General features: G+C 73.7%; 10 protein-coding genes. 4 read left to right on the forward strand and 6 right to left on the reverse strand.

Features of this window, described 5'->3' with window-relative positions; translation table 11 throughout:
* Positions 1 to 34: 34 nt before the first annotated feature.
* On the reverse strand, positions 35 to 418 hold the full coding sequence (locus tag AB0I91_RS35710) for a hypothetical protein (RefSeq protein ID WP_499640867.1): 384 nt from the start codon (positions 416 to 418) through the stop codon (positions 35 to 37).
* 158 nt (positions 419 to 576) lie between these two features.
* Between AB0I91_RS35710 and manB the strand changes: the two genes are divergently transcribed.
* The gene (manB, locus tag AB0I91_RS35715) at positions 577 to 1653 is read left to right on the forward strand and encodes a mannose-1-phosphate guanylyltransferase (protein WP_499640869.1); all 1077 of its coding nucleotides are present in this window, start codon (positions 577 to 579) and stop codon (positions 1651 to 1653) included.
* A 20-nt stretch (positions 1654 to 1673) separates the two neighbouring features.
* Positions 1674 to 2564, forward strand: coding sequence for a DNA-3-methyladenine glycosylase family protein (locus tag AB0I91_RS35720; protein ID WP_499613317.1), 891 nt, complete (start codon positions 1674 to 1676; stop codon positions 2562 to 2564).
* On the opposite strand, the gene AB0I91_RS35725 is transcribed toward AB0I91_RS35720, so the two are convergent.
* From AB0I91_RS35725 to AB0I91_RS35735, 3 genes are read right to left on the reverse strand one after another with little or no spacing between them, the layout of a single operon-like run.
* Complete coding sequence (locus AB0I91_RS35725; protein ID WP_499640871.1) at positions 2549 to 5746, reverse strand: NACHT domain-containing protein; 3198 nt, start codon at positions 5744 to 5746, stop codon at positions 2549 to 2551. The genes AB0I91_RS35720 and AB0I91_RS35725 overlap by 16 nt on opposite strands.
* Before the next feature lie 40 nt (positions 5747 to 5786).
* Positions 5787 to 6638 (reverse strand): glycosyltransferase family 2 protein, encoded by an 852-nt coding sequence (locus tag AB0I91_RS35730; RefSeq protein ID WP_498785442.1) that lies wholly within the window; start codon positions 6636 to 6638, stop codon positions 5787 to 5789.
* A gap of 10 nt (positions 6639 to 6648) precedes the next feature.
* On the reverse strand, positions 6649 to 7074 hold the full coding sequence (locus tag AB0I91_RS35735; protein WP_498785466.1) for a DUF4396 domain-containing protein: 426 nt from the start codon (positions 7072 to 7074) through the stop codon (positions 6649 to 6651).
* A gap of 92 nt (positions 7075 to 7166) precedes the next feature.
* On the opposite strand from AB0I91_RS35735, the gene AB0I91_RS35740 reads away from it, so the two are divergent.
* Positions 7167 to 8552, forward strand: coding sequence for a hypothetical protein (locus AB0I91_RS35740; RefSeq protein WP_499640872.1), 1386 nt, complete (start codon positions 7167 to 7169; stop codon positions 8550 to 8552).
* A 1-nt stretch (position 8553) separates the two neighbouring features.
* Here AB0I91_RS35740 and AB0I91_RS35745 read toward each other — a convergent pair whose 3' ends face one another.
* Both AB0I91_RS35745 and AB0I91_RS35750 read right to left on the reverse strand, forming a co-directional pair.
* Positions 8554 to 9681 carry a glycosyltransferase family 4 protein gene (locus tag AB0I91_RS35745; RefSeq protein WP_498785468.1) on the reverse strand — a complete coding sequence of 376 codons (1128 nt, stop codon included), beginning with the start codon at positions 9679 to 9681 and terminating at the stop codon, positions 8554 to 8556.
* 76 nt (positions 9682 to 9757) lie between these two features.
* Positions 9758 to 10795 (reverse strand): glycosyltransferase family 4 protein, encoded by a 1038-nt coding sequence (locus AB0I91_RS35750; RefSeq protein WP_498785446.1) that lies wholly within the window; start codon positions 10793 to 10795, stop codon positions 9758 to 9760.
* Positions 10796 to 10821: 26 nt separating this feature from the next.
* Between AB0I91_RS35750 and AB0I91_RS35755 the strand changes: the two genes are divergently transcribed.
* Positions 10822 to 11736 (forward strand): glycosyltransferase family 2 protein, encoded by a 915-nt coding sequence (locus AB0I91_RS35755; RefSeq protein ID WP_499640903.1) that lies wholly within the window; start codon positions 10822 to 10824, stop codon positions 11734 to 11736.
* Positions 11737 to 11741 lie beyond the last annotated feature (5 nt).

Below are 11741 nucleotides of genomic sequence, written 5' to 3' on the forward strand. Positions count from 1 at the left end.
CTCACGTCCCGCGTGAAGGTTCGACACGCGGAGGTCAGGTGTCGCCGTTGAGGCGTTGGGAGAGGCCGGGCGGGTGTTGGGGTTGGCCGCCGGCGAGGCGTTGGGACAGCGACGGGCGGGCGGTCGGGACCTGTTGGACGGTCGGGACCGGGCCCGGGGCGACGCGCAGCTCCGGTTCGGGTTCGGGCGCCGCTGGGGGCGGGGGCGGGGCGGGCTGACCTGCGGCGACGTGCGCCGCCAGGACCATGGTCGAGTCCGGGTCGTCGCCACGCGGGTCGACCGCGTTGACCACGGCTCGCGGTATCTGCTGGGTCGCCGACGAGTCCATGGGAGACGTCATGTTGTCCGGCGTCACGACGTGGCGGCCACGTGCACGAGCACGGGCCAGCGCCGCGTCGGCCCGAGCGCGGGGGTCCATCCGGATCTCTCCTGCGTGTGCCTTGGGCCGGCTGGGGTAACGCCGGCGGTGCCGATCGGTGACGCTCGTCGACACGGACCACCGCCCGTGCCTCCGGAGTGCTCGTGCCAGAGTATTCGCAAACTACAGGTGGAAGTAAGCGGAGGAGGAAAAACGGCATGTCGGAGCTGCAAGGCGCCGAGGCAGTGGTTCTGGTCGGGGGCAAGGGAACCCGGCTGCGACCACTGACCCTGTCCGCGCCCAAGCCCATGCTGCCGACCGCCGGGGTGCCGTTCCTCACCCACTTGCTGTCGCGGATCCGGGAAGCCGGCATGACGCACGTCGTGCTGGGCACGTCCTACAAGGCCGAGGTCTTCCAGGAGCACTTCGGCGACGGCGCGGCGCTCGGCCTGGAGCTGGAGTACGTGGTCGAGGACGTGCCGCTGGACACGGCGGGCGCGATCCGCAACGTCGCGCACAAGCTGCGCGAACGCGACGTGGTGGTGTTCAACGGCGACATCCTGTCGGGCGTCGACCTGCGCGCCGTCGTCGACACGCACCGCAAGGCCGAGGCCGACGCCACGCTGCACCTGGTCCGGGTGGACGACCCGCGCCGGTTCGGCTGCGTCCCGACGGACGACGACGGCCGCGTCACGGCGTTCCTGGAGAAGACGGAGGACCCGCCGACGAACCAGATCAACGCGGGCTGCTACGTGTTCCGGCGCGAGGTGATCGAGGGCATCCCCGCGGGTCGGCCGGTGTCGGTGGAGCGGGAGACGTTCCCGGGGCTCCTGGCGGCGGGCGCGCGCGTGCAGGGGTACGTCGACGCGTCGTACTGGCTGGACCTCGGCACGCCCGCCGCGTTCGTGCGGGGTTCGGCGGACCTGGTGCGCGGGGTCGCGCCCACCGCCGCGCTCTCGCTGCGGGGTGAGGCGGTCATCCTCGACGGCGCGGTGGTCGACGGGAGCGCCGTGGTCACGGGCGGCGCGACGATCGGCGCGAACTGCACGGTCGCGGCGGGCGCGGTGGTGGACGGCTCGGTGCTGTTCGACGGCGCGGTGGTCGGCGAGGGCGCGCGCGTGGAGCGCAGCGTCCTGGGGGCGAACTCGCTGGTGCAGGCCGGTGCGGTCGTGTCGGACGCGGTGATCGGTGACGACGCGGTCGTCGGCGCGCGGTGCGAGCTGATCAACGGCGCCCGCGTGTGGCCGGGTGTCGTGCTGCCGGAGGGCGGGGTGCGGTTCTCCGCCGATGTGTAGCCGAGGTGTAATGGCCCGTGATGCCGAGTAGGACGTGGACGCCGACGTTCCCGCTGGACGTCGGCGCGCTGCTGATGCCGTTGCGGCGGGGCGCGGGCGACCCCACGTTCCGCGCCGGCGCCGACGGCGTGTGGCTGGCCGCGAACACCCCGACCGGCCCGGGCACCCTGCGCGTGCGGGTCACCGACGTGGTGGAGGCCCACGCGTGGGGCGAGGGGGCGGACTGGCTGCTGGACGGCCTGCCCGCGCTGCTGGGAGCCGGTGACGACGACTCGGCGTTCGAGTGCCACCACCCGTTGGTCGCGGAGACGCGGCGACGACGTCCGGGCATCAGGCTCGGCACGACGGGCCGCGTGTGGGACGCGCTGCTGCCCTCGATCCTGGAGCAGAAGGTGACCGGCGTCGAGGCGTTCCGCTCCTACCGCGAGCTGGCGCGGCGGTTCGGCACGCCCGCGCCCGGCACGACGGGCCTCCAGGTGCCGCCGACGCCGCGGGCGATCTTGGGCATCACGGACTGGGAGTGGCACCGGGCGGGGGTCGACGGCGGGCGTCGCCGTGCCCTGATCGCGGCGGCCCAGGTGGCGCACCGGCTGGAGCGCGCGTCCGAACTGGGCGGCGAGGAAGGCCGCGACCTGCTCCGGAAGGTGCCGGGGATCGGGGTCTGGACGGCGGCCGAGGTCGCGCAGCGGGCCTGGGGCGACCCGGACGCGGTCAGCTTCGGCGACTACCACCTGGCCGGGATCGTCGGCTGGGCGCTGGTCGGCGAGGCCGTGGACGACGACGGCATGGCCGAACTCCTCGCCCCGTACGCGCCTCAACGCCACCGCGCCGTCCGCTACGTCCTGGCCTCCGGCGTCACCAAACCACGCCGGGGTCCCCGCTTCTCCCCCCGCGACTACCGCGCCATGTGACCGTCCGGACCGATCGACTCCAACGCCCGCTGCAACCGAACGGCCAGCTGCCGGTCGGACCGCCCGATCAACTCGACGTCGGCCTCCCCGAGCAGTTCCGGGACGTCGCGGAACACGTTCAGCAACCGGACGTCCAGGCCCAGGTCCGTGAAGCAGATCAGCACTTCGGCGACGAGTGGCAGGTCGTCGAGCACCTCGGAGACGGAGAACACGTACGCGATCAGGTCGACCGCGGCGCGGCGGGCCATCCCGGTCATCCGTATCAGGCGCAACGCGCAGGCGATCAACGACGCCGGTTCCGCCTCGGCCCTCGACCCGTACTGGGCCACCAGGTCGAGCAACTCGACCGTGGCCGCCTCGTCCCCGGCCAGGGAGGTGAAGAGCAACGTCCAGTAGCCCCGTTCGAGCCGGAACTCCCGGTCCCGCAGCGAGGACAAGGTGGTCGTGTAGGCGGCGACCCGCTCGGCTTCGTCGTCGGAGGTCAGCACGGTGAGCAGCAGGCGCGCGAACGAGTGGAACTCGCCCCGGTGCGGCACCAGCGAGTTCAGCGCGCGCTCCATCCAGGCGATGAGAGGTTCGAGGTTGTGCAGCGCATGTCCACCGGACCAGGTTGGGCGGAAGTCCTCCCACCGCTCCAACTCGTCGAGCAACGGCGGCAGGTGGGCGCCACGTGTGGCGGGGTCGAGACCGACCAACCACGCCATGTCGACCGGTGAGGACCACCCGCTCTCCCGCAGGACCACCGCGACGGTCGACTCGCCGTCCACGCGCAGGCGCTCGACGTCCAGCACCTCGATCAGCCTGGCCCACTCCTCCCCGTCGAGCTGTGACTGCCACAGCAGCGCCAGCGCCTGCCACTCGTCCCGGTCCAAGTCCGCCAACCGCCCGCCGACGACCACGGCGAGCACGACGAGGTTCGCCGTGTGCGCCGCGATGCGGCCGGCGATCGGCAGGACGCGCGGCACGTACTCGGGGTGGTCGACGCCCGGTGGCCGGTGCTGGGCCGTGCCGACCAGGTCGGTGAACAGCCGGTGCAGCGCCGCGCGGTCGGCTTCGGGGATGCCGTCGAACAGCTCCCGCAAGAACGAGACCACGGGCGCGCGGGTGGTGAGCGGCGCGAAGGACAGCACCGGCTCGAGCCAACCCGTGCCGGGTTCCTGACGCCCGTAACGCGACTTGGCCGCGCGCTCCCGGGCGAGCAGGTCGAGTGACACCCGGTGGACCAGGCGGGCCACCAGGTACTCGCCGAACGTCGCGTGCAGGAACTCGTAGGTCCGCAGGACCTGGCCGTCGTGCGCGGCGCGGGCGGCGTGGACGAAGAAGAACCGGCCGACCGCCAGCTGGGCCGAGCTGAGCCGGAGCCTGTCCCGCACGCCTCGCGCCCCGACGTGCAGCAGGGCGTTCAGGTCGTCGTCCAACTCGTTCTCGTCGACCCACTGCACGCCGCGGTTGAACATCGCGAAGGCGACCACCGACAGCCTGACCAGCTCCTCCTCCACGGCCTGGTCGACCTGGTCGTCCAACGCGCCGTGCAGGCTCTTGACGACCTCGCGCCGGGCGAACCTGGTCAGCAGCCGCTCGTACAGGCGGGCCTTGGCCAGTTCCGCCCCTTCGGTGTCGAGGGCGTTCCCGTCGGCGTTGTAGAGCGCCAGCATGAACAGCAGCAACGGCTGGCCGGCGAGGTCCGGGAACCGCAGTGCGACCTCGGGCGACAGCACGGCGCCGGGGTTGACCTCGTTCCACACCCCCAGCCAGCGGCGGACCTGGTCGTCGCCGAACGGCTCCAGCTTCAGCACCATGGTCGAGCCCGCGAACCGCGCGCGGTTGGCGACCGCGATGCGGCTGGTCACCACGACGATCACCGCTCGTCCCTGGTCGGACTCGCGGCGCTGGAAGTCGCGGACCCGCGCCAGGTAGTCCGACCTGCTCGTGCCGGTGGCCTGGAGCAGCTCGTCGAAGCCGTCCAGGAGCACCACCGGAACGGCGGGCGCCGCCGCGCGGGCCAGGTCGGGCCAGGTCAGCCGCTCGCCCGTGGCCCGCGTGATGGCGTCCTCGACCTGGTCCTGCAACGTCGCGTCGGCCGGCACGTCCCGCAGCACGACCCGGATCGGCAGGAAGTCCTCGGCCGGCAGCTGCGCGGCGAGCACCTTGGTCAGCAGCGACTTGCCCGCGCCCGGCTGCCCCAGCACGACCAGCGGCGCGGCGGTCGCCCGCGACGAGGTGAAGTAGCCGACCAGGTAGTCGTCCAGGTCGGTGCGGACCGGCTCGTCGGACCACCAGGCGTCCGCGCTGACGTCGTCGGCCGTGCCTGCTTCCGCGACCTTGAAGCGCGGCGACACGTACGCCTGGGCCAACGTCGGCAGGACCAGCCCGGACGGGACCTCGCCGTCGACGATCGGCCGGTCCAGCTCGGCGCGGCAGCTCCGGGCCAGGCCGGTGCGGCGGTCGTCCGGCGGCACCGCGCCCGCGAGCTGCGCCAACAGCCCCCGCATGTCCTCCAGGGCGTTTCGGACCTCGGCCCGGGTCGCCGCGTGCTCGATCCCGGAGGCCCACACCGCGAACTCGGGGCAGTCGACCGCCAGCTGCCGGTAGTGCGCCCGGTAGAGGGCCACGGCCCGGCTCGGCGCCTCCTGCACCTCCACGACGAACTCGTCGCGCCTGACCATGGGGACGTCACCCCAGGCCTCGAAGCCCGCGATGAAGTCGAGGAGCCTCCCCACCGTGACCATGTAGAAGGCCGACAGCTCGTTGGTGACGACCTCGGGAGGCTGTTCCGCGCCCGGCAGGGGGATCGTCGTGTCCAGCAGCCCTTCGACGACGCGGGCGTGCGGCGAAAGAGGCCGACCGACGCCGGCGAGGACCAGCTGCTCGTCCTTCGACAACGTGATCTCGAACGGCAGCTTCAACTCGTCCACGGCCTCGAAGAACGAGGTGACCACGAGGATGCCGTGGGCGGCTTCCAGCAACCGCGTCCGGTCGACCCGGTGCAGGCCCGACACCCGCTCGCGCACGGACGACAGCACCTGCTTGCCGACCCGCACGACCTCCGTGCGGGCGTCCAGCAGGTCGATCCCGCCCGTGGCCAGCACGGCCGCCGCCGAGGCGTGGTCCAGCAGCTTCACCAGACCGGTGTCGCCGCCGAGCAGCTTCACCGCGTCGCGGTAGGAGAAGGAGCGGCGCATCGGGACATCATCCACGGGAACGCCCCGTGGCAAGGGGCGATCAGCGGGTCATCAGGCGAAGCCGCAACGACAGACCTGCGCGCACGGCCAGCATCAGCGGCGCCCACTGCGGGCCGCGGTGGCGGTCGGCCAGGTAGCGGTACGCGCTGGAGTGGTGGGCGGCGAGCATGCGCTTGGACGCGCGCTTGGTCGAGTGGCCGCCGATGTGCACGACCTCCGCCTCCGGCACGTACACGTTCAGCCAGCCCGCGCGGCCGAGGCGGTCGCCGAGGTCCACGTCCTCGAAGTACATGAAGTACCGGGGGTCGAACCCGTCGACCGAGTCGAACGCCTCCCGCCGCAGCAGCAGGCACGAGCCGGACAGCCAGCCGGCCGTGCGCTCCTCCGGCGTCGCCGCCGCCTGCCGGTACTCCCGCGACCACGGGTTGGCCGGCCACACGACCGCGAACAACGCGTGCCCCAGCCCACGCCCCAACGACGGCAGCAGGCGTGCCGACGGGTACACCGCGCCGGACGGCTCCCGGATCAGCGGGCCGAACGCGCCGCCGCGGGGCCACCGCTTGGCGGCTTCCAGCAGCTTGTCCAGGCTGCCGACGCCCCAGGACAGGTCCGGGTTGGCGATCACGACCCACCCGACCGACGGCGGCAGGGACGCGACGCCCCGGTTCGCACCGGCGCCGTAGCCGAGGTTGCCCCCGGTCGGCACGAAGCTCACGTGCGGGTGCTCGGCGGCGGCGCGTTCGGGCACGCCGTCGGTGGACCCGTTGTCCGCCAGCACCACCGACACCGGTCGCGTGGTCGCCGCGGACAACGTGGACAGGAAGGTGTCCAGGGTCTCACCGGGCGAGTAGGTGACGGTCACCACCGCCAGCTCATCTCCGTAACGCGTCACGCCGGCCACCCTAGTGGTGGTGCGCGTGGTGCACGACGGCGTGCCCCTTGCCGCGCGAGATGAGCCACCGGTTCACCGGCACGGTCAGCACGAACGCCACCGCCAACGAGAACGCCAGCGCGCCCCAGAACAGCAGGCTGGCCACGCCGGCCTCCATCGCGCCGGGCACCACCAGCATGATCGCGTTGTCGACGACCTCCATCACCGCGATGGACACGGTGTCCGCGGCCAGCGCCACCTTCAGCGCCGCGCCGAAGCCCAGACCGGTCTTCAGCACGCCGCGCAGGGTCAGCGCGTAGCCGAAGAAGAACGCCAGCGCCACGGCCAGCACGACGGTGCCCCAGTTGGGCAGGCCGATCGCCGTGCCGATGACCATGCCGAGCACTTCGCCGATCGCACAGCCGGTGAGGCAGTGCAGTGTCGCCGATACCGCCATTGACCAGGATGCCTTCATGCGGGGGACTATACCCCCTAGGGGTATGAGAATTCCAGTGACGGCGGACTCGACCCTCCTCTGACGTCGGCCGCGTGCGCGACGAAGCGGCGTGGACGCCGACCGAGGTCACCCGTCCGTTCCTCGCCAGGGGGCTCGCGGAGAACACCGACCTGGGCTTCGACGTCGTCCGACCGCTGCTGGCCGGCGCCGACCGGCAGGTGCTGATGGCGCCGGCCGTACGCCGGGACCTGCCGCCTGACGCGGCGGGGACGCCGGCCGGCCACCCGGACGCCCAGGTCAGGGCCGAACTGGCGGGCAGCCTCGCCGCCCGGCACGCGTGGGCCCGCTTGGCCGAGGACGAGGACGTGCGCGTCCGTCGCGCGCTGGCGTCGAACGGCCTCCGGCACCGCAGGCAGGGCGACCCGTCCCTGCCGGAACCGGCCGCGCGGGAGCTGGTGCGCGACCCCGACGTCGAGGTGCGGCGCGAGACGGCCTCCTGGGGGCCGATCGAGGCCGTGCTCCACCTGGTCGACGACCCGTCGCCCAGGGTCCGCGGCGCGCTCGCCGGGCGTCGACTGCCGGGAGCCACCGCACGCGCCCTGCTCACCGACGTCGACCCGGAAGTCCGCGCGCGAGCCGTGCTCCCCGAGACGGTGCCGCCCGACCTGGTGAACGTCGTGCCGGCCGACCCACTCCTGCGCTCGACCGCCGCCAAGGAACTGCCGCTCACCGCGGAGTCGGCCGCCGAACTGGCGGCGGACCCCGACCCGTGGGTCCGGGAAGCGGTCGTGGGCAACCCCCACCTGCCGCCGGCGTTGTTGTCGCGGCTGGCCGACGACCCGCACGAGGACGTCCGGGCCGCGGTGATGCTCCACCCGGACCTGCCCACCGACGTGCGCACGAGGGTCGAGGCGTCGGTCGAACCGCAGGACTACCACCTCGCCCGCCGACTGATGCCCGACCAGGCACCGCTCGCCGTGCGCCTGGAACACGTGGACTCGCCGTTCGCCTTCTTCCGCCGGGCGGTGGCGCTGTCGTCGGACCTGCCGATCGACGCGGTGCGCCGGCTCGCCGCGGACCCCGACCACAGCGTGCGGCTGCTGCTGGCGGAGAACCACCCGGACGTTCCCGGCGACGTGGTGGCCGCGCTGATCCCCTGCGGGCACGCCACGTGGCAGCTGATCAAGCACCCGAACCTGACCGCGGAGGCGCTGACCGCGTTCGCCGAGGGCGACGACGACTACGCCAGGGCGCCTGCCGCGAGCAGTCCCCGCCTGCCCCTGCCGGTGCTCGTGCGCCTGCTCGACCACCCCCACCACAGCACCCGGATCACGGCTGCGCTCAACCCCGCGTTGCCCGAGCCCGAGCTGCGACGCCTGCTGTCCGGCAACGACGTCGGCCTGGTCACCGCGGCCGCGCGCAACCCGTCGATCCCGCCGGCCCTGGCCCGTCGGCTGGTCGAAGCGGTCCTGGCGTGAGTCAGCGCTGCCGGTGCGAGCGCGCCGCGCGCTCGTAGGCCAACCGGTGCCGGGCCGCGGACGTGGACCAGGAGAAGTCCTTCGCCCGCACGACCGCCGCCGCCGACAGCTCGGCGCGCCGGGCCGGGTCGTCGAGCAGCTCGCCGAGGGCCGCCGCGATGTCACCCGCGCCGACCCCGCAGTACGCCACCGCGTCGCCGCCCACCTCGGGCAGGCTCAGCCGCCGCGTCGTCAGCACGGCCGCGCCGCAGGCCATCGCCTCCAGCACGGGCAGCCCGAACCCCTCGCCGAGCGACGGGTAGGCCACCAGCTCCGCGCCGCCGAGGAAACCGGCCAGCGACGAGAACGGCAGGTAACCGGCCCGGATCACGCGGACCCGGTGCGGCACGGCGTCCAGCGCCCGTTCGACCTGGCTGTCCCAGCCGGGCTGGCCGGCGAGCACGAGCGCGGGCGGGTTCGGCCGGTCGCGGCACGCCTGCGCGAAACCGCGGATCAGGGCGGGCACGTTCTTCCGCGGCTCCAACGCGCCCAGGAACGCCACGTAGGGCGCGTCGCCCAGCGAGAGCATCCGGCGGACCGAGGCCACCTGCTCGGGCGTCGGCGGGTGGAACCGCTCGTTCTCCACGCCGTGCTGCGCGATGTGCAGCAACCGCCGGTCGGCGCCCGCCACCCGGGCCAGCTCGTCGGCGGTGGCCCGCGACGGCACGACGCACAGCGCGGCCCGCCGCAGCGACGCCCTGGTCCAGGCCCGGAAGAAGCGGGCCTTGACCGACGAGTGCAGCACCGCGTCGGTGAAGAAGGTCGCGTCGTGCAGCGTCACCACGGACGCCGCCCGGTTCGCCAGCGGCACGGTGTAGTGCGGCGAGTGCACGACCGCCACGCCGAGCCGGTTCGCGAGCCGCGGCAGGGTCGTCTGCTCCCACGTCAGCCGCGCGGTCCGGGTCGCCACCGCGTCCGCCGCCGGGATGACCCGCGAGTCGGGCGCCAGGGACGTGTAGAGCGCCGCGTCGCGGGGTTGGCACACCACGCTGAGCCGTGCGCCGTCCGCGTCCAGCGCGGCCACCAGGGAGTCCACGTACCGTCCGACGCCACCTCGGTCGGCTGGGACGGCGGTGGCGTCGATCAGCACGCTGGGTTCGACGGGTGACACGCGGTGAAGGGTACGGCGGGCGACCGACGGGTTGACCGGGAATGGTGCAAACGATTCAACGACGAAACAAGCCGACGTGGATCGCCCACACCGCACGCGCGGCGTTTTCCCAGGTGAACGCCTCGGCCCGCCGCCGACCCGCGGAGATCAGCCGTTCGGCCGCACCCGGATCCGAGAGCACCGAACGAAGTCCTGTGACGAGCGCCGCATTATCGCCGCGTGGCACGACCACCCCGGCGCCGCCCGCCACCTCGACCAGCGCGGGCGCGTCGGAGTGGACCACCGGCACTCCGGCCGCCATCGCCTCCACCACCGGCAGCCCGAACCCCTCGGCCAGGCTCGGCGCGGCCAGCACCGCCGCCCGCCGCAGCACGAACGCCAACCGCGCGTCGGTCAAGCGTCCCAGCAGGTGGACGTGCGGTGCGCGCAGGTCCACCCCGCCCCACCCCTGCGGCCCCACCACGACCAGTGGCACGCCCAGCTCCGCGGTCGCGGCCACCAGCAGGTCGAAACCCTTGCGCGGCTCGATCGTGCCGATCGCCAGCACGTACCGGGGCGGCACGTCCACCGGCTCCTCCGCCGGGAACTCCGTCACCCCGTTGCCCACCACGTGGACGGGCGCCGGTCCGGGCGCGTACCGCTCCAACTCCCGCGCGACGACCGACGTCGGCACCACGATCGCGCCCGCACGGGCCACCGCACGGCTGATCACGCGCTGGTGCCACGCCACCCCGCGCGGCGTCAGGGTCGACGGGTGCGTCCACGGCACGGTGTCGTGCACGGTCACCACCACCCGCCCGCGCGGCGGCGCGAACGGCGTGAACGCGTGCACCGAGTCGCCGCCCGGCCAGTACGGCACCCCCCGCTCCCACGCCGCGATCAGCGCACGTCGGGGCAACGGCAGCACGCGCGGACCCAGCACACCGGGGATCACGGCGGCCGAGGGGTCCGCGTGCCTGCTCACCACCCCCGTGACGGTCCACCCGGCGGGCGCGGTGGCGGCCAGCGCGGCGGCCAGCTCGCGCGTGTACCGGCCGGTGCCGCCGGGCACCGGCGCCAGCAACTGCTCGGTCAGCACAACGAGGTCGGGCACGTCGCGTACCGTCTCACGCCGTGCCGATCCCCAGCACGACGGTGGTCGTGGTGACGTGGCGTGGCCGCGAGCACATCACGGCGTGCCTCGACGCGCTCGCCCGCCAACGTCCACACCGGACACTCGTGGTCGACAACGCCTCCGACGACGGCACCGCCGACCTCGTCGCCGCGCACCCGAGCCGCCCGCAGACCCTGCGAATGCCGGTGAACCGCGGTTACGCGGGCGGCATCGCGGCGGCGTTGCCGGGGATCACCACCGAGTACGTGGCCTGGCTCAACGACGACGCGGAGCCCGAAGACGGCTGGCTCGCCGCCCTCGAAGACGCCCTGGACGCCACGCCCGACGCCGCCGCCGCGACCCCGTCCATGCTGCTGGCCGACGGCTCGACCCAGTCGGTCGGCGTCCGGCTCACCGCCGACGGGCACGGCGCCGACCTGGTCCTGGCCGGTCGCGACGTGTTCGGCTTCTGCGGCGGCGCGGCGCTGCTGCGGCGGGACGCGCTGGAGCGCGCGGGCGGCGTCCCGGCCGCGTTCTTCTGCTACTACGAGGACACCGACACGGCCTGGCGGCTCCGGCTGGCCGGGCACCGGGTGCTGTCCGTCGGCCCGGCCCGGGTCCGCCACCGGCACGGTGCCAGCACCGACCCCGGCTCCCGCCCGTTCCACCGCTGGAACGAGCGCAACCGGCTGCTGATGCTCCTGCGCTGCGCGCCCGCGGGCACGGCCCTGCGCGAACTGGCCAGGTTCGCGGCCATCACCGCCCTGCTGCCGACCCGCCGCGACCGGCCCGACGCGGCCAACTTCCACGTGCCGCTTCGCCTGCGCGTGCTGCTGGAAGTGCTGGCGAGAGCGCCGATCACGCTGATCCAGCGGTGGCGGATCGGCCGACGTGCGAGAGTGGACCGTCGCGTGGTGTGGCGGGAGTGGGCGGGCCGTTGAGGGAG

The sequence above is a fragment of the Actinosynnema sp. NPDC049800 genome, assembly GCF_040656635.1.
GTDB lineage: Bacteria > Actinomycetota > Actinomycetes > Mycobacteriales > Pseudonocardiaceae > Actinosynnema.